The sequence below is a fragment of the Lamprobacter sp. genome (assembly GCF_034860625.1).
Lineage (GTDB): Bacteria > Pseudomonadota > Gammaproteobacteria > Chromatiales > Chromatiaceae > Lamprobacter.
In genome coordinates, this window is record NZ_JAYESN010000050.1 from 16,538 (window position 1) to 34,621 (window position 18,084).

Consider the following 18,084-nt stretch of genomic DNA (forward strand, 5'->3'; position numbering starts at 1 on the left):
TATCAGGGGATTCGCCCAGATTGAGAGCCTGATCGACCACACGCCTTTAAGAGGCCGCGACCATGCGCGCGGCCTGCTCGACATCGACGGAGACCAGGCGTGAGCAGCCGGGCTCGTGCATCGTAATCCCCAGCAGCTGATCGGCCAATTCCATCGTCACCTTATTGTGGGTGATGAAGATGAACTGGATCTGATCGGACATCGCGCGCACCAGCTCGCAGAAGCGCCCGACATTGGCATCGTCCAGCGGCGCATCAACTTCGTCAAGCATGCAGAACGGGGCTGGATTCAGTTGGAAGATCGCAAATACCAGGGCCACCGCAGTCAGCGCCTTTTCGCCACCGGACAGCATGTGAATGGTCGCGTTGCGCTTGCCCGGCGGACGCGCCATGATCGAGACACCGGTGTCGAGCAGATCCTCACCGGTCAACTCCAGATAAGCATTGCCCCCACCAAAGACACGCGGGAACAACTCCTTGAGGCCGCTGTTGATACGGTCGAAGGTCTCCTTGAACCGGCTCCGGGTCTCGCGATCGATCTTGCGGATCGCTGATTCGAGCGTCTCCAGTGCAGTGCTGATATCGGCGTGCTGCGCTTCGAGATAGCGCATGCGCTCGGATTGCTCTTGGAATTCGTCGATCGCGGCCAGGTTGATGTTGCCGAGCCGCCCAATCCGCGTCTTGACCGCTTCGAGCTCAAGTCCCCAGCGCTCGACCAGATCGGCGCCATCAAGCAGCGCTGGCGGCATGGCCTCGAGCACCGCCTCTGGTGAGGTCTCGCTCGCACGCAGCTGCTCCGCCACCGTCTGCCTCCGCACCAAGAGCTCCTGCCGCTGCAAGCGGGCCACATCGAGCTCGCCCCTGACCCCGTTCAGCGATTGCTCGAGCCCATGGCGACGCAGCTCGGCGGCGCGGATCTGGGCGTCGACCTCTTCCAACTGCTGGCGCTTATCATTGAGTTCTTGCTCAACCTGCAGACGTTGTTCGAGCTGCTCCTCAAGTCGCTCTTGCTGTTCGAGCGCAGGCTCGGCGGCCTCGTTCAGCGCCTCGGCCAGCTCATCCCGGCGCGCCTCGAGATTAGCGACACGCTCACCCGCGCGCTCGAGGTTCGCCATCAAGCCAGCCTTTGTTGCTCGCCGCGTCTCGGTGGCGACCTCCAAACGCTGCACCTCGTCACGCAGCCGCGCCTCTTCCTGGCGCAGTTCGGTCAGGGCCGCGCGGCGCGGCTCTCGCTCAGCGGCCAGACCATCGCGACGCTCGGTTAGCTGCTCGCTGCACTCAAGCGCCGCATGCAGGCGCTCGCGCCCAAGCGCCATGGCCTCCTCCATCTCGTCACAGGCATCCTTGAGCACCAGCTGCTCATCGGCCAAGGCCGCGCGGCGCTCGCGCAGATGAGTCAAGCGGGCGCGGGCGGCACCCTGCTCGGCATCCAGTGTGGCCCGGTCACGACTCAGGCGGGCAAGATCCTCATGCGCGTCGTTGCGAGCCTGCTCCAGTTCCGCACGACGCTCGACCCAAGCCGCTTGCTCATCCGCCAGCGCGGCGATGACCTCCTCGAGCTCATCAGCCGCCATGGCCAGCCCTTTGATGTCCTCGGCGCGCGCGATACTGCCGCCCACATCAGTCGCATCCTGGGCGCTGCGTCCGGGCGCCTTGACCCAGCCTGGCCCGATCAGAAATCCATCGCGGGTCACGATGCGCTGTCCGCCGCGGAGCTCGGAGCGCCTCGCGAGGGCTTGACCACGACTCTCAGCGACATCAATGCCTTCTAACAGCTGAGCCAAGACCAAGGGTCCGCGCACCAGCGCAGCCAGCCCGGAGGTGCCGACTGGTGCGACGCCGACCCAGTCGACCTGGGCGACATCGCTCTCGACGAGCATCAGGGCCTCGGCCTCAAGCGCGCCGGCTAAGTCGTCAAGCGCATCGACCGAGAAGGCCGCGAGCGCGCTGCTCAGGACCACCTCAACCGCAGTCTCCCAGCCTGGCGTGACCTCGATCTGGTCCAGCAAGCGCGGCGCCTGCGTCAGATCGTAGCGATCGATCCAGGCCGCGACGGCCTGATCCGGGCTCTCCAAGGCCGCATCCTGTAGGGCCTCGAGCGAGGCCAGCCGGCCGCGCGTGGTCTGCAGCTCGGTGCGCGCTGCATCCAGGCGTCCGCCAAGCTCGGCACGGGTCGACTCCGCCTCACGCAGGGCCGAAGCCGCGCGTTCTTGGGCATCGGCGGCAAGATGCAGTCGCTCATCAAGCCCCTCGGAGCGTTCATCGAGGATCGCTAAGCGCTGCTCGAGCTCATTGGTATCGAGGCGCGCCAATTCGTCATCGATCCGGGCACCGCGCTGCCGCTCTTGCGCCAGGCGCTGCTCCAGATGATTCAGGCTTGAGCGTTCCTGCTGGGCCTCGGCCGAGGGCGCAGCGATCTCCAGCTGGATCGCGTCCCAAGCCTGCTGCCAAGTCTCGAGCTGATCCTCAGCCTCGGCGAGGCGTTCGCGCAGATCCTCCAGCCGCTCGCGCCCTTCTTCAAGCAAGGGCGCATCACGCTCAAGCTCGGCATCCAGCTCGGCCTGCCGCAGCTGATCGCGCTCCTGTTGATCGCTCGCCTCGTCCAGCTCATGCCGCACCGAGCCAAGCTCACGCTCTTGGCGTTGACGGGTTTCGGTCGCAAACTGCAAGGCCTGCTCCAGCCGCGCGATCTCGGAGCCGACCGCGTACCAGCGCCCCTGCACCCCATTGAAGGCATCGGAGACCTCGGCATGCAGCGCACGCTGCGCCTCGATCTCGGCCTCGAGCCGGCGCAATGCCGCCAGATCCGCCTCCAGACGCACCTCGGCCTCGCCGATCACGCGATCTTGCCGCTCGAGATGCCGGTCGAGCTCGCGCCACTGCAGCGCGGCCAGCTCGTCGGTCAAGCGGCGCTCGTCTTCCTTCAGCGCCCGATACTTGGCCGCCGTGGCGGCTTGACGTTCCAGATGCTGCAGCTGCTTGCTGACCTCATCACGCAGATCCTGGAGTCGCTCCAAGTTCTCGCGCGTGTGCCGTATTCGGTTCTCGGTCTCGCGCCGACGCTCCTTGTATTTGGAGATACCCGCTGCCTCCTCGATGAAGAGACGTAACTCATCGGGCTTGGCCTCGATGAAACGCGAGATCATGCCCTGCTCGATGATCGCGTAGCTGCGTGGCCCGAGCCCGGTACCGAGAAAGAGGTCTTGGATATCGCGCCGCCGACAGCGGGCGCCGTTCAAGAAGTAGTTCGACTGGCCATCGCGCGAGACCTGGCGCTTGACCGCGATTTGAGCAAACCGGGCAAACTCGCCGCCCGCGCGACCATCGCTGTTATCGAACACCAGCTCGATCTGCGCCATCCCAACCGGCTTGCGCGAGCTGCTGCCGTTGAAGATAACATCGGCCATCGACTGACCACGCAGCATCTTCGCCGAGCTCTCGCCCATGACCCAGCGCACCGCATCGATCACGTTCGACTTCCCGCAGCCATTCGGCCCGACCACACCGACCCGATTACTTGGAAAGGGTACTGTGGTCGGGTCCACGAAGGACTTGAAGCCGGCGAGCTTGATCTTCTCCAGACGCATCGGCGAACGATACTGGAGCCCTTAGCGGCCGACAAGCAGTCGATATCAGCCCAGCTCTGATAACGCCAATCCGCTGAGACTCATGACCCCCCCGCCGCTCAGCCGAGACGCTCTCTGCGCGAGTTGCTGCGCGCCACATCCGAAGGATCCGAGCAGCGCCCTTGGTGCGTAAAGACATAGAGCCCGGAGCCAACGATGATGGCAGCGCCGAGCCCCGTGACGAGATCCGGAATTTCGCTGAAGATGAGCCAGCCGAGCAGCGTGGCACTCAAGATCTCGAGATATTGGAACGGCGCGAGGACGCCCGCGCCTGCTCGCCGCAAGGCTAAAGCGGTCAGCACGTTGGTCGCTGCGGCAATCAGACCGACGCCGAGCAGCAGTGGCCAGGCATCGAGCGACGGAACCACGATCAACGCCGCCATCGGACGCACGGCCCCAGGTTCTTGGCCAATCAGTCCGGCGCCCATGATCAGCAGTAACACCAGCGCTGCGGCGACTCCGGTCCAGAACGCGAGTGTCAGGGCATCATCGCGCCCACCGACGACCCGCGTCAGTGCCAAGAAACCGGCGAAGAAGGCGCCCGCTGCCACCGGGAAGATCGCGGCCGGGCCATAAGCGGCCCAATTCGGGCGCAAGACGATCAGCGCCCCGACGAGGCCGATCACCACCGCGAGCCACTGCCGCAAGGTCACCGGCTCACGCAAAGCAACGGCCGAGATCAGGGTCAAGAGAAGGGGCTCGATGAAGAACAGCGCCGTGTTGTTGGCCAGCGGTAGAGATTGCAGTCCTGAAAACAAGCAGATCACCGCCAGGCCAATCAGCGTCCCGAGCGCCAGGTGGCGAACGCCCGGCGGCGGCAGTCGGCCACCCTTGTAGACCAGTACTACCGGCAGCAGCAACAGGGATTGAAACAGGAAGCGGGCGGCTCCGATCTGAACCGGCGTTAGCTCCGCGGTGAGAAATTTCGCGAGTGCGTCGCTGATTGGGAACAGCAGCATCGCGATGGTCATCAACAGCATGCCGAGTTCGATCTCGCGACGACGATGCTGGGGCGCAGCAAGATTCATTAGACCGCCGCCGCCAACTAGCTCGGTGCATACCCGGCCGGCCATAGCGCGTGAAAATGATGCGTCGGCCCTTGCCCTTGGCCGACATCGAGCGCGTCAGCATGCGCGATGGCGCCGGCGACATAAACCTTGGCGCGTCGAGCGGCCGTGGCGAGGTCGAGCGACGAGTCAGCGCCGATCGCAAGTTGCGCCGCGAGCGCCGATGAGAGCGTACAACCGGTGCCGTGAGTGTTCTTGGTCGGGATACGCTCGGCTTCCAGCCAAACGCCTTCGTCGACCGCGGCCAGATAATCCGGGCTTACCGCGCCGCTCAGATGGCCGCCCTTCAGAAGCACAGCGGAAGGTCCCAGCGCCAGTAACCGCTCGGCGAGTGCCGGCATCGCCGCTGGATCAGTCAGCTCCGGCTCATCGAGCAGCGCCGCCGCCTCCGGCAGGTTCGGCGTCAGGATGGTCGCCAATGGCAGCAAGCGCTCGATGAGGGTTCGGATGGCGGCTTCCGAGAGCAGTCGATCGCCGCCCTTGGCCACCATCACCGGGTCCAGCACGATGCGCTGCGCGCCATGGCGCGCAAGCGCCTCGGCCACGGTCAGCGTGATCTCGGGCGAGCCGAGCATGCCGATCTTCACCGCATCGACACGGATATCCTCAAATACCGCGTCGATCTGCGCTGTGACGAACTCGGGCGCGACCAATTGCACCCCACGAACCCCACGGGTGTTCTGCGCGGTCAGCGCTGTGATCGCCGCCATCGCATACGCGCCATTGGCGGAAATCGCCTTGATATCGGCCTGGATACCGGCGCCGCCGGACGGGTCGGAGCCGGCGATCGCGAGGACATGCTTGATCGTACTCATAGCGTAATCTCTCGGAAGCTAAAGCCCGGCTCACGCGCAGGTTTGGAGCCGCAGAGTGGCGGAAAATCGGTCGCTGTGCAGTCTTTTATTAAAGCCTACCCAGCCAGTACTGCGGACGCCTCCGGTCATGGGCAACAGCCAGAATCTGGAAACCAGATGGCCTCTCTCGGTAAACGATGGCCAGGGGAAATCTGTGAAGGGGCACTCTACGAATATCTGGTGGCAACTCGACTTGCCAGGCTTTTGGTGACTCGCCAACTAAATTAGCCAGGGCCTCGAATTCCTCTATGAAGGCACCACCCAATCCCGGAACTTTTGATTCGTAATAACCAACTGATTCCAGGAATTCGGCTTCCGCTGCCGGGTGAAAAGAATATTTCATTTGATCAGTGCTCTAGCCTTCCTCATGACCTCATCGCCAGACACAGCCTGAACTGCGCCATTATCGAACTCTTCGGCCCTGCGCCAGGCCTCAAGCAACCAATCGGCCCTGAGCTCTTTTTCTGACGGGGACTCTAGACTCAATACCAGTCGCTGGATCAATTGCGCTCGCTCCTTTGTTGGGAGGTGGAGCGCCTCGTCTTCAATTCTCTGGAGATTCATGGAGAAAAACTCTCGTTCACGTATTGCTCAATTTTGACACGGATGGGTATGCGTATAAATCGTTTCTTGTGGGGTTGAGGAGTCTTGCGATCGCGAGGACATGCTTTATTGTACTCATACGTCTTGCGCGAGAAACATCTTGTCGCCAACGCCAGCCGCCACGAGCGTAGCGAGCGGTCGGACTGAAGGCCATCGTTAGGCGATTGATTGCGAGTTGATTCATTGCCTAGAAAAAAATTTCGTCCTGCCCGTCATGATTCTTAGGCATTTTCTATGAATAGATTCAAGAGCTTATTTTCTTTTGTACGGACTATGCCAGTTTGTAGAAAAGCAACGAAGTCATCCTGTGTGCACTCTAAGGTTTCACACTCCTCCACTGCTGTTTTCTCCTTATTTGGACGATACACTTTGAATCGCACTAAACCATGATCAATACGTTGCCTTTTTACCACTAAACCATCAACGGTTTCTTCTGTTGGTTTTAACTTTCCTTTTTGGTGAATTATTTCTAATTCCTTATTTTGAACCTCAATTGTTTCGTAATTTACATAACCTGAAGAAGATGCGAATTGCACCTGGACACTGAGCTTTAAGTGTTTTAATGCTTCTCCCCATTCTTTATATGCCTCCTTGGTATCATGAATTGTATCGCCTTCGTGAAAACCATATAAACGACCCTGCGTCCATAGCATTTCTTTTTTCTTTGCAAACATTCTTGGCGTCAATTTAATATCAAGCGCTTCCTTAAATGCCTCTGGAACAGCCATTTTCCAGCCAAGAGCAAATCCATCCTCAAAGTTTGCAATAAGAGCATATCCTCTATCATCTCTCCTAGCTTCAATTTCCACTATTTCAAACCCTCTTTCATTAATCGAGCAATTTTTTCTTTTTGATTTTTAACATTTTTCTTTGCCAATTCGAGCGCTTTTTCAGATTCTCGAAGCTCTTGAACTAAATCTGGATAGCCAGATTCAGAAATCCATTTTGTTACCCTGCTGAAGTTATCCCTTTGCTCTTCATCATAAAGGATTCGTTCATCGGCTAATACAATTGCCATCTTATGTTTGCAATATTTACCCCATTCACCGGCGGGGCAATCACAGAAAATTGCTAGGCCAGATTCTGCTGATGAAACTGCTACTGCATACGGCTCATCTCTGCTACTACTTTTTACGAGTATTGTTGTTTCCATGTGCACGTTTCTTCTTGATGCCTAACCAGTGAATGTCTGGTTTCCGGCTAACCTATCACGGGAACTTAGCCTGGACAACGCGGTGGTAGACACTGTGTCCCTGCAAGGTACCATCCGCAAAAGGCTGGTTATCCGCAGCGTCCCGCCGATGCGCGAGATCGATTCAGAGGGTGCTTCCTGCTTCGATTCAGCCCTGACAACTGCAGGCATCGCGGATCAAGGGGAATCATCAGCCGCATCTTCGCCGCCGGCTGCGGTTCTCTCTGGACTTCCGCCACAAAGAGCCAAAGAAACTCGGCTCGCAGCTTGAGCTTGACAGTTGTTAAAGCCTGCAAAGCGAATTCGCATCGGCGCTGCCGAGGCGCGCGGCCCTCCAAGCCTCGGCGATCTCGCGCGTCGCTAGCTCGGGGTCCGCTGCGGTGCAAATCGCTGAGACCACCGCCATGCCGACCGCGCCAGCGGACCAGATCGACGCGGCATGCTCGGCGCTCAGGCCACCGATGGCCACGACCGGCAATGGACTCTCCGCGCAGATCGCCGCGAGCCCATCAAAACCGAGCGGCGATGAATGATCGGGCTTGGTCGCGGTGGCAAATACCGGCCCGACGCCAAGGTAATCGACCAGGCTCAGCTCAGGCGTCTTCAACTGATCGCGGCGCTGCACCGACAGCCCCAAGATGGCCTCGGCACCCAAGGCCGCGCGCGCCTCAGCGACGTCCCCGTCCGACTGCCCAAGATGCAGCCCATCGGCCCCAATGGCGACGGCGACCTTGATCCGGTCATTGACGATCAACGGCACATGGGTACCTCGCAGCAGGGCCTTGAGCGCCTTGCCCTGCTCGATCAGCGCGGCATCGGAGGCCTGCTTGTCACGCAGTTGCACAGCGGTCGCCCCGCCACGCAGGGCGGCAGCAACGGTCTCAAGCAAGCCGGCTCGGGCGCAGAGCGCGGCGTCGGTGATCAGGTAGACGGAGAGGTCGATCATGGCGCCGGTCTAGGAAAACGCAAATCCGCGCTCGTGCTCACCGCTCAGTCGCAGCTCACGCTTCAGGATCTTGCCAGCCGCATTCTTCGGCATGCTGTCACGCAGCTCAATGCGGCGCGGCTGCTCGTGGCGGCCCAGATGCTCGCGGCACCATCGCTTCAGGCTGGCGACGTCGATCGTCTGCCCCGGCAGCGCCACCAGATGGGCGACCACGATCTCACCATGGGTGGGATGAGGCTCACCAACGACGGCTGCCTCGGCAACGCCCGGATACCTCATCAAGGCCTCCTCGACGATGCGCGGATAGACGTCATGCCATTGGTGATGATCAGATCCTTGATCCGATCGACCAGATAGAACCAGCCCGCATCGTCGCGCCGGCCGAGGTCGCCGGTGCGGAACCAATCGCCGAAGAAGCTCTCGGCGGTCGCCTCCGGCAGATTCCAATAACCGCGCATCAGGCTCGGTCCACGCACGCAGACCTCGCCATGCTCGCCGTTTGGCAACTCGTTGCCGTCCGCATCGCAAATCCGCATCTCGACGCCGGGAATCGGCGGACCGATCGACGCCGGTTGACGTGGCCCCGCTGGCGGATTCACGGCGGTGACACTCCATCACCAACGCCATCGGGCCCTGGTCATGCGGACCCGGCTCGTCCAATTCCGGCTCATCGCAGCCAAGTTCGCCGCCGATGCCAATCCGCAGCCGGACACAAGGCGCATCAGCCAGTGCCGCGCGCACCGTCTCGGCCATCGCCACATGCGCGATCAGGCTCCGGCAGCCGCAGTCCCGCAGCTGAAAGGCGACCGCAGCCGGATTTAATAGCAGATTGATGGGGACGACGATCGCCCCCGCCTTGAGAATCCCGAGATAGGCGACGACAAACTCAGCCCCATTCGGACAGAGCAACGCGACTCGCTCACCCGGCTCGACCCCATTCCGCTGCAAACCAGCGGCCACCGCATCGGGGGTCTGATCCAGGCGCCGATAGCTCCAGACCGGCTCCGTGAGCACAGCCGGTGCATCGGCCCAGCGCGCGGCGGCGCGCCGAAACCGCCTCGATAGACTTTCACTCATGCCTGCCCTTCCGCCTCCGGCCACTCTCAATCTCGCTCTACCGCCGCGCTCGCCAGCGCAGAGTGGCTGGTCGCCGGCCGCGCCACCTTAGATCGCCCTAGATCACCTTCGAGAAGCCACCCTGCCCTTGCTTGGCCTCCATATAGGCATCGAAGGCCATGCAGATATTGCGGATCAGCATCCGGCCCTTGGGGTGCACACGGATACCGCTGCTGTCGATCTCGAGTAGGCCATCGGCTTGCATGCCCTCGAGCTTGGCCAGATCGCGACCGAAGTAATCCTGGAAGTTGAGATCCCAGGCGCGCTCAACCTCGCCGAAATCCAGTCTGAAGTGACAGATCAGACGCGTAATCACATCGCGGCGGATCTCGTCGTCACGGTTCAGCTCGATCCCGCGGAACACTGGCAGCCGGCCCGCGTCGATATCACTGTAATACTCATCCAGCTCGCGCCGATTCTGGCCATAGGTGGCGCCGACCTTGCCGATCGAGGTGACGCCAATGCCGATCAGGTCGCAGTCGGCATGGGTCGAATAGCCTTGGAAGTTGCGGTACAGGGTGCCATTGCGCTGCGCCAGCGCCAACTCGTCATCGGGACGGGCAAAGTGGTCCATGCCGATATAGAGCCAGCCGGCCTCTGAGAGCCGCTCGGTGGTGGCCTGGAGGATCTCGAGCTTGACCTGCGGCGGTGGCAGCTGCTCTTCATCGATCCGGCGTTGCGGCATGAAGCGGCGTGGCAGGTGCGCGTAGTTGAACACCGATAACCGCTCAGGACCGACGGCGATGATCTTCTCGAGGGTGTCCATGAAGCGCTCGGCGGTCTGATGCGGCAGCCCGTAGATGAGATCGATGCTGATCGAGCGGAAGCCTTCCTTGCGCGCGGCCTCGAGCACGGCGAAGGTCTCGTCCTCGCTCTGCACACGATTGACCGCCTTCTGCACCCGCGGATCGAAATCCTGCACGCCGAGGCTCATGCGGTTGAAGCCGATCTCGCGCAGCAGCGCGATGGTGTCGCCCTTGGCCTCGCGCGGATCGATCTCGATCGAGTATTCACCCACCTCGTCATCGGCGAGCTTGAAGTGCTTGCGGGTCTCGGCCATCAGCTCGCGCATCTGCACTGCACTGATGAAGGTCGGCGTACCACCACCCCAGTGCAATTGTTCGACCACCCGGTCATCGTCAAACAGCGCCGATTGCATCGCCAGCTCTTTGTAGACGCGCTCCAGGTAAGGCTGCACCAGGGTACGATCCTTGGTTGCGATCTTATTGCAGGCACAATAGAAGCAGACCGTGTCGCAAAATGGGATGTGGAAGTAGAGCGACAGCGGCCGACCACTGGCGTTGGTCTCCTGACAGACCTGTTTGTAGCGTGTCTCGTCGAAGGCTGGGTCGAACTCGACCGCGGTCGGATAGGAGGTGTAGCGCGGACCGCTCTGGTCATAGCGCTGGATCAGCTCCAGATCGAACACGGTGCGCTGATCGGCAGCCCCTGCGCTCGCCAATGAGCGCGCCATGCCGGCAACGCCTTGGCTGTCCTGCTGGTCAGTCGGCCCATGGGTCGTGGTCGTGCGGGTCTTTTCAAGCATCGTTATCCTCTACCTCGAGGCGACGGCAGCGGGCCTCGTTGCGTTGTTTTTGGATCAGGGTTTGGATCAGGATCTGGTTTCGGACCCGGGCGGTTGTACCGATGGCGGGACCATGAGCCGATTGCTGACAGACCAACACCGGCACTCAGGAGCCCGCCACCGCTTCGGCGAAGTCCGCATGCGCGTCGACGAGCTCTTGGCGGCGCATCAGAAAGACGCCGTCGCCGCCGTGCTCGAATTCAAGCCAGGTCAATTGCACGCCCGGGAAGCGATCCTGCAGGGTTTCCGCCGCGCTGCCAACCTCCACGATCAACAAACCTTCATCCGTCAGGAAATCGGGCGCATCGCGCAGGATACGCAAGACCAGGTCGAGCCCCGACTCACCGGCCGCAAAGGCCAGCTGCGGCTCGTGCCGATACTCGGCGGGCAACGACTCCAGCTCCGCCGCCGCGACATAGGGCGGATTGGAAACGATGACATCGTAGACGGCCGCGTCATCAATGGCGGCGAACAGATCCGACTGGATGATTCGAACACGCTCTTCCAGACCATGCAGGGCGCGATTGCGCATTGCCACCCGCAACGCGGCAGGCGAGATATCTGCGAGATCCACATCAGCATCCGGCAGATACATGGCCGCGGCGATCCCGATACAGCCACTGCCGGCGCAGAGGTCGAGGACGCGGCCAACCGCGGACGGATCGATCCATGGCGCAAAGCCCGCCCTCACAAGTTCAGCGAGCGGCGAGCGCGGCACCATCACTTGATCGGAAACGATCATCTCCAGGCCAGCAAACCAGGTCCGGCCAGTGAGGTAGGCAGAGGGTCGGCGCTCATCCACCCGCCGCGCGAGCAGTGCCAAAACGGCGTCACGCTCCGAGCCGGTGACGCGACACTGCGCATAATCGGCGATCAGCGCCGATGGCATCTTGAGCGCGTCGGAGACCAGCCAGGCCGCCTCATCGAACGCATTGTCGGTTCCATGGCCAAAATGCAGCCCAGCCTCGATGAAGCGGCACGCGCCCCAGCGGACAAGATCCTGAATGGTCAACAACTCATCGGTTTCAGCCTGCATGGCGACAGGGGCTCTCGCTGATGCCTGGGTGCGCCGCTCAACGTCGCTGCAATCGGGCCATTGCAGCACACTCGCGCGATCGGCCAGGGCAGTATCGCCCACGACCTGCATGCCCAAAGCAATCACGTGTCGAAGGCCGAATCTGCAAGAGTACCATCAGCAGGATCGCAAATGCCGAACTGATCAGACCTGAGCTGATCTAGGCCAAGGCAAGAGAGCCCACGGCTGAGACGCCCTTAGGCCGCACGCTGCTTGCTGGCGACCGCTGGGCGATTGTCGATCCGTTCTTCCGGTCGCCGCTTGCGCTGCCCCCGCTCGACCAGATCGGCGAGCGAAATCTCGCTGAGGAAGGTAAAGATCTCATCGCTGAGCTGGTCCCAGAGACTGTGGGTCAGACAGCGCTCGCCCGCCCGGCAGTTCTCGCGACCACCGCAGCGGGTAAACTCAACCCACTCGTCGACAGCACAGATGACGTCTGCAATCGTGATCTCATCGGCGGGCTTGCCGAGATAGTATCCGCCTCCAGGGCCCCGAATCCCTCGAACCAGTTGCTTCGCGCGCAATGCCGCGAACAGCTGCTCCAGATAAGATAACGAGATACCCTGATTCACCGAAATGTCGGCCAGTGTCACCGGTCCACGGCCCGAGTTGAGCGCGAGATCGAGCATGGCGGTAACGGCGTAGCGGCCCTTAGTGGAGAGTCTCATGGTGTGATGCCTTAAGGTTGACGCGGCCTTTATCCCAGGTTCTTAGTTGGTTTTTAGGCCGTCATTTGTCAAGGAATCTGCCCAACATTTTTTGCTAGAGGATTCGCATGCCGCGCGTCGACACCGAAAGCTTTTACCGTCATGCGCTAGCTCGCTACGGCGAGAACGCCGAAGGCGTGCATTGGCGGTCCACCGAGAGCCAGCAGATCCGCTTTGCGGTGCTGCGCGACCTGCTTCCGCGCGATCTCTCCCGCGTTTCACTGGTCGACGTTGGCTGCGGTCTTGGCGACCTTCACGCCTTCCTCAGCTCCCGCAACGATTTGCCGCGGCAATACATCGGCCTTGATGCCGTTGAGGTGATGGTAGAGCGCGCAAGGGCTCGCACCGGTTGCGCCATCCTGCACGCCGACGTCCTCAGCGACCCGCTCCCGGAGGCCGATTGGTACCTGTCGAGCGGTGCCATGGCGTTGTTGACAGAGGACGAGACTGGTTTGTTCATCAGGCGCTGTCTCAGTGCCTCGCGCCAGGGGCTGGTATTCAACCTGCTCAAGGGCAATCACCAATCGTTCACCTTCAACTATCTGATGCCCGAAACGATCGAAGCCTGGGCGATAGAGATGGACGTCGACCTGAAGATCGTTGAAGGCTACCTGTCAGGCGACTTCAGTGTCGCCATGACGCACAAGCACAGCGGATAACCCTGTCCTGGGGGCGGGAACCAGCGGGATGCTGATGGATTCTGTTAGACTGCCGCACACTTTTTAGCGACAGAGGAGCCGCTCATGGCCGTCGTAGAACTCAACGAGCAGACCTTCGAGCAGACCATCAACGACAATGCCTTCGTCATCGTCGACTTCTGGGCGACTTGGTGCGGCCCCTGCCGTTCCTTCGCGCCCGTGTTCGAAAAGGTCTCAAACGACCACGAGGATATCGTCTTTGCCAAGGTCAACACGGAAGAGGCGCAGGGCATCGCCACGCACTTCCAGATCCGCTCAATCCCGACGCTGATGATCTTTCGCGACCAGGTGATTATCTTCTCGCAGGCTGGCGCATTACCCGAGAGCTCGTTCCGCGACTTGATCGTCAAGGCGAAGGAACTGGATATGGATCAGGTACGCGCCGATATCGCCAAACAACAAGGCGACAGCGCCTGAGCCAGATGACCGGCACCTCGACGGCCTCCATATCCACGGGTTGTGGTTGCCGTTGATCGGTCCGTTCGGCCAGCCGCCGGCCGTTTCAGCGTCCGGCCCTAGCGCCAGCATCGGCCCTACACCCACTCGCAATGCAGGCTCCGTCACCCCTCTTCTCTCGCCTCGTGCTGCTGATGCCGCCGACCAATGTCGGCGGCTTGATGGCGTTGTGCGAGGAGAACTACGAGGCACTGATGCGGCTAGCACCGGCGCTCCCTCAGCTCAACGACCCGCTCCGTTCCAAGCCCGAAGGCATGGCGGAGCTGTCACTCTCCATCATTGAGCAATCTCCTTATACGACCACACTGCGCCTGACTCACCTGCTCCCTGCCGAGGGGGCCACTGCGCAGCACCCCTCGGAACCCGATGCCTTACTCCGTGCCTACCACGATGCGCAGCAGGTCGAGGTTCTGAGCCTCAGGCAAACCGTACTCCCAATCCTGAGTCACTACCAAGCGCCTGCCTTGGCTGCCAAGTGGCGTGCCAATCTGTTCGTCTCCAAATGGCTCGGCTACTGTCTGCACCAGGGCTATCGGTTTTCCCTGAGGGACGATGCAACAAACGCGGCAGACTTCCACGAGCTCCTGCCGAGCGCCTAGTACTCGAAGCTCCACTCAAGGCCGATACCAGCCTTCGGCGCGACACGAACGCGCTTGCGAACAGCAGGAACCCCCTCGCCCCCCCGTTCTGCCGCGCCGAGCTCGACCAGGATCTCGGCGCGTTGCTCCAGCCAGCGCTCAAGGTCGCCAGCCTGCGACAGCGAAATCCGTCGCTCGGCGCGAGCTACCAAGGCAAGCACCTGCAGACGCGCTGCGTCCTCGAGCCCGGCCAGTAAAGACGGCAGCGGTCGTGGTAATAGCAAGCAGTATCCAGCACCAAACTCATCAGTCGCCATCTCAACACATTGCCTCGCGACCGGCGCCTCCAGCGAAGCCGCGATGACTAAGGCACGATCCGGATATCGCGAGGCTAACCGGGTGAGCACGCGCCGCATCAAGCCAACCAGCCGAGCTGCCGGCAGCGCAGGGCTCAGGTCAGACCTCATAGGAGACAGCCCGATCACCAGCATGCGCAGCACACCAAGCCCCGATCGCGCCAACAGGGTTGGCACCAAGCGCACCGCAAAACGGTCCAGATCCTTCATTGGCCCAGACAGTTGCTGATAGGGAATCAGCTGCGGGTGCTGTTTCAGCAGGTTGTCGCGCGTCGGCGCATAGGACCATCCGTCCAGCCAGCGATCAGCAGCCCAGCGCCCATGTTCGACCACGGCCAATTGCTCGACCTCGATCGGCGCAAAGGCGAACGACTCAACCTGACTCTCCGGCGCTGCCTTACAGTCCGTCATCGCGAGCTTCGCCCAGAGATGGTCAGCTTGGTGGCGATTCGCATCCCGATAGGACGAGGCCAGTGTCGACCAGGGCTGACCGGCCGGCTCGAGCGAGGGATCACGACCCTGCGCCTCGGTGGTATCCCGATAGTGATCATGGATCACCTGCGCAAGCTCGTCGCCTTTGCCGTCCAGCAGCACCGCGCGATCGAGCGCCAGCTGTCGGTAACTGATCGGGATCAACTGTCCATCCCAATCGCTGAGATCGCCATGGGGTGCTGCCTCGCCGATCTCGACGAAGATCGGCGGCGAGCATTGCTGCACGTCCAGCAAACGCCCTGCCAGGGCGGCTGGCTCGGCGTTAGGATCGATAATACAGACCACTGCGGTCGTCACCGTCGGTAAAGCCGCTAGGTTCACCCCCTCGAGCGAGCTGAAGCACAGCTCGGCGATTTCATGCGCCTGCGGATAGGCCCTGGTAAAGGCCTGCTCCCAGGCCCCTGGAGTCTCACTGAGCAGCGTGAAGTGGCTGCGTTGCTCACCGTAGCCACTGATGCGCAGCGCATGCACCAACAGCGCATCGGCAAAACGGCTGCGACCGAGGATGGCCAGATGAATCGATTGGCCAAACCGCGGATCTGCCCCCCAATGCAAAGGCCAGCTCGCCAGCAGCCGCCGGGCGGCGGCGGTTGGGATCGAGATCTGCTCGAATTGGACCTCATCCGACCAGAGTGCGCGGGCCTCGGCCAAGTCGTTCGCTGCAGGCGCCGCGCCGTCGTCGATGATCAGCAGCCGCAATGGCTGGCGTCGACGCCGACTCCTGAGCCCGCGCCCTAGCCGCGGCGACAATTCAGCCAGCAAGGCAAGGGGGTCATCCAGCCCCCCCAGCAGCAGGACATCGGCATCCAGCAGTTCCCGCTGAGAAAGCTCATCAGCGCCCTGCGCCCTGACCAGACGATCAGAGCCTCCTCGCAAGACGCGCGCGCAGGCATCGGCCACCTCCCCCCGTCCAAACAAGAGCAGACGCCGAGCCGACGCCCGGGGCCAGGCCGGCAGCATCCAAGACCGCGACATCAATCGCTCTGATGCAGCAGATTGCCTGCCTCATCAACGACTAACACCCTCATTGGGATACCGGCCCGGACACTGGCTGAGACCACGCAAAAGTCCTCGAACAGGGTCTTGCAGCGCTCGAACCGCTTGGATTCGAGCAGCGCCGGCGCAACGATCAAGCGCACCTCCATGCTGCCGATGCGCAGGCGTTTCTTCTCGTTGCGCACCATCACGCAGGTCACCTCGGTGCGCAGACTCTGATCCGGCGGCTCCTCCTTGCCGATGCAGTAGAGCAAGCTTGCCGACAGGCAATTGCCCACCGCGGCGGCGAGCAATCGGGAGGCATTCGGGCCATTCGTGCTACCCAAGGGTGGCGGCTCATCCATCAGCAGATCGGCGGCGCGCTTCCAATCGAAGGCGACATTGATCTCGAAGCCCTCGCGCTGCTCGAGCTGGATGGTGAAGCGGCCCTCTTCGGTCGCCTGTGAAGCATGGGTCTCGGTTGTCATTCTGGTCTCCGTCTCCGTCGCCATCGATCGGGATCGTAACTGCTGTTGCCGGCCCTGGTTCTTCGAATCCTGCCAGCCGCACGAGGTGCAGCCCAGGGTTGCAGCCTAGGTTTGAAGGTTGCAGCCTAGAGCTGCCAATTCCCCGCCTAAAGATGGCCGCTGGCGAACAGAGAACAATGATGGAAAGCCGGCGGCGAGACGAGATCGTCGTCGCCTCCACCTCTCAGCCGGCACGAGCCCGACCGAGCTCATCGATGAACCCCACGGGGGACGTCCAGATGATTGCCAAAAACAGCATGAGCAGCAAATCGCTGCAGCATGAACTGGGCGATGATCGTCAAACACCAAGGTCTCCGATACTGCCTCGATCAGGAACCGAGAGAAACTTGGCAACGTTGTTGCCTTCCTCCAATGCAACATAATTTCCTTTTGAGAAAGCTACAGACTCAACGATGGAAAGATCCTACCGCCTCGTCATTTCCTGTCCGGACCAAGTCGGCATCGTCGCTGCCGTGAGTGAGTTCATCGCCAACCATCAGGGCTGGATCACTGAAGCGCATCACTATTCGGACCCGGCTAGCCAGTGGTTCTTCATGCGCTATGTGGTGCGCGCAAGCTCACTCCCGTTCAGCATGGAAGGGTTTCGGCAGCGCTTCGAACCCATCGCCGAGCGGTTTGGCATGCATTGGTATCTCAACGATACCGGCGTCAACAAGCGGGTTGTACTGATGGCCAGCAAACAGGAACATTGCCTGTCTGACCTGCTCTACCGCTGGCGGAGCGGCGAACTCGCGTTCGATATCCCCTGCGTGCTGTCCAACCACGACGATCTGCGCGGCTACGTGGAATGGCATGGCATCCCTTATTACCACTTGCCGGTAGACAAGAACGACAAAGACCCGCACTTCGCGGCGGTCAGCGAGACGATCGAGACGGTGCGTGCCGATGCGGTGGTGCTGGCGCGTTATATGCAAATCCTTCCGCCCGACCTTTGTGAACGCTATCCCGGCTCGATCATCAACATTCACCACAGCTTCCTGCCCTCGTTCGTCGGCGCCAAGCCCTACCACCAGGCATCCACTCGCGGCGTCAAGCTGATCGGCGCCACCTGCCACTACGTCACCAGTGAACTCGATGCCGGCCCGATCATCGAGCAGGACGTGGTGCGCGTCAACCACCACAACACGGTCGAGGACATGGTCCGCCTGGGCAAGGACGTTGAGAAGACGGTGCTTGCCCGCGGCCTGCGCTACCACCTCGAAGACCGGGTG

19 protein-coding genes and 1 pseudogene are annotated in these 18,084 nt (G+C 61.4%); 5 read left to right on the forward strand and 15 right to left on the reverse strand.

All coding sequences use genetic code 11. The features are described from left to right. Positions 1-46: 46 nt before the first annotated feature. From smc to VBE63_RS14120, 9 genes are all read right to left on the reverse strand, one after another. The gene (smc, locus tag VBE63_RS14080) at positions 47-3,586 is read right to left on the reverse strand and encodes a chromosome segregation protein SMC (protein ID WP_323683662.1); all 3,540 of its coding nucleotides are present in this window, start codon (positions 3,584-3,586) and stop codon (positions 47-49) included. A gap of 98 nt (positions 3,587-3,684) precedes the next feature. Continuing rightward, complete coding sequence (locus VBE63_RS14085) at positions 3,685-4,653, reverse strand: DMT family transporter (protein ID WP_323683663.1); 969 nt, start codon at positions 4,651-4,653, stop codon at positions 3,685-3,687. A 17-nt stretch (positions 4,654-4,670) separates the two neighbouring features. Continuing rightward, the gene (thiD, locus tag VBE63_RS14090; protein WP_323683664.1) at positions 4,671-5,507 is read right to left on the reverse strand and encodes a bifunctional hydroxymethylpyrimidine kinase/phosphomethylpyrimidine kinase; all 837 of its coding nucleotides are present in this window, start codon (positions 5,505-5,507) and stop codon (positions 4,671-4,673) included. Between the two features lie 378 nt (positions 5,508-5,885). After that, positions 5,886-6,110, reverse strand: coding sequence for an addiction module protein (locus VBE63_RS14095; protein ID WP_323683665.1), 225 nt, complete (start codon positions 6,108-6,110; stop codon positions 5,886-5,888). A 260-nt stretch (positions 6,111-6,370) separates the two neighbouring features. Then, positions 6,371-6,958 carry a hypothetical protein gene (locus VBE63_RS14100; RefSeq protein ID WP_323683666.1) on the reverse strand — a complete coding sequence of 196 codons (588 nt, stop codon included), beginning with the start codon at positions 6,956-6,958 and terminating at the stop codon, positions 6,371-6,373. Next, on the reverse strand, positions 6,958-7,302 hold the full coding sequence (locus tag VBE63_RS14105; protein ID WP_323683667.1) for a hypothetical protein: 345 nt from the start codon (positions 7,300-7,302) through the stop codon (positions 6,958-6,960). Before VBE63_RS14105 ends, VBE63_RS14100 begins: the two co-directional genes overlap by 1 nt. A gap of 322 nt (positions 7,303-7,624) precedes the next feature. Further along, the gene (gene thiE / locus VBE63_RS14110) at positions 7,625-8,287 is read right to left on the reverse strand and encodes a thiamine phosphate synthase (RefSeq protein WP_323683668.1); all 663 of its coding nucleotides are present in this window, start codon (positions 8,285-8,287) and stop codon (positions 7,625-7,627) included. 9 nt (positions 8,288-8,296) lie between these two features. Next, positions 8,297-8,566, reverse strand: coding sequence for an AMP-binding enzyme (locus VBE63_RS14115; RefSeq protein ID WP_323683677.1), 270 nt, complete (start codon positions 8,564-8,566; stop codon positions 8,297-8,299). Continuing rightward, entirely contained in the window at positions 8,566-8,886 is a 321-nt protein-coding gene (locus VBE63_RS14120) for an AMP-binding protein (RefSeq protein WP_323683678.1), read from the reverse strand. Before VBE63_RS14120 ends, VBE63_RS14115 begins: the two co-directional genes overlap by 1 nt. A 4-nt stretch (positions 8,887-8,890) precedes the next feature. Here VBE63_RS14120 and VBE63_RS14125 point away from each other — a divergent pair, with 4 nt between their 5' ends. Beyond that, positions 8,891-9,109, forward strand: coding sequence for a hypothetical protein (locus VBE63_RS14125; RefSeq protein WP_323683681.1), 219 nt, complete (start codon positions 8,891-8,893; stop codon positions 9,107-9,109). On the opposite strand, the pseudogene VBE63_RS14130 reads toward VBE63_RS14125, so the two are convergent. The 4 genes and pseudogenes from VBE63_RS14130 to VBE63_RS14145 all read right to left on the reverse strand — a co-directional run. Continuing rightward, positions 9,044-9,364, reverse strand: a pseudogene (locus tag VBE63_RS14130) (AMP-binding protein); the annotation flags it as partial. The gene VBE63_RS14125 and the pseudogene VBE63_RS14130 overlap by 66 nt on opposite strands. A gap of 97 nt (positions 9,365-9,461) precedes the next feature. Beyond that, complete coding sequence (gene hemN, locus VBE63_RS14135) at positions 9,462-10,877, reverse strand: oxygen-independent coproporphyrinogen III oxidase (RefSeq protein ID WP_323683679.1); 1,416 nt, start codon at positions 10,875-10,877, stop codon at positions 9,462-9,464. 217 nt (positions 10,878-11,094) lie between these two features. Further along, positions 11,095-12,024: a 50S ribosomal protein L3 N(5)-glutamine methyltransferase gene (prmB, locus tag VBE63_RS14140; protein WP_323683680.1), complete on the reverse strand. Its 930-nt coding sequence runs from the start codon at positions 12,022-12,024 to the stop codon at positions 11,095-11,097. A gap of 236 nt (positions 12,025-12,260) precedes the next feature. Next, positions 12,261-12,731: an Rrf2 family transcriptional regulator gene (locus tag VBE63_RS14145; protein ID WP_323683669.1), complete on the reverse strand. Its 471-nt coding sequence runs from the start codon at positions 12,729-12,731 to the stop codon at positions 12,261-12,263. Between the two features lie 107 nt (positions 12,732-12,838). Between VBE63_RS14145 and VBE63_RS14150 the strand changes: the two genes are divergently transcribed. From VBE63_RS14150 to VBE63_RS14160, 3 genes are all read left to right on the forward strand, one after another. Beyond that, on the forward strand, positions 12,839-13,429 hold the full coding sequence (locus VBE63_RS14150; protein WP_323683670.1) for a class I SAM-dependent methyltransferase: 591 nt from the start codon (positions 12,839-12,841) through the stop codon (positions 13,427-13,429). 84 nt (positions 13,430-13,513) lie between these two features. Then, positions 13,514-13,885, forward strand: coding sequence for a thioredoxin (gene trxA, locus VBE63_RS14155; protein ID WP_323683671.1), 372 nt, complete (start codon positions 13,514-13,516; stop codon positions 13,883-13,885). A gap of 173 nt (positions 13,886-14,058) precedes the next feature. Further along, positions 14,059-14,523 carry a DUF1249 domain-containing protein gene (locus VBE63_RS14160; protein ID WP_323683672.1) on the forward strand — a complete coding sequence of 155 codons (465 nt, stop codon included), beginning with the start codon at positions 14,059-14,061 and terminating at the stop codon, positions 14,521-14,523. Here VBE63_RS14160 and VBE63_RS14165 read toward each other — a convergent pair. Beyond that, complete coding sequence (locus VBE63_RS14165) at positions 14,520-16,325, reverse strand: RyR domain-containing protein (protein ID WP_323683673.1); 1,806 nt, start codon at positions 16,323-16,325, stop codon at positions 14,520-14,522. The genes VBE63_RS14160 and VBE63_RS14165 overlap by 4 nt on opposite strands. Beyond that, complete coding sequence (locus tag VBE63_RS14170; RefSeq protein WP_323683674.1) at positions 16,325-16,813, reverse strand: OsmC family protein; 489 nt, start codon at positions 16,811-16,813, stop codon at positions 16,325-16,327. Before VBE63_RS14170 ends, VBE63_RS14165 begins: the two co-directional genes overlap by 1 nt. Positions 16,814-17,265: 452 nt before the next feature. On the opposite strand from VBE63_RS14170, the gene purU reads away from it, so the two are divergent. Continuing rightward, on the forward strand, positions 17,266-18,084 hold an 819-nt coding region (gene purU / locus VBE63_RS14175; RefSeq protein ID WP_323683675.1), incomplete at its 3' end, for a formyltetrahydrofolate deformylase.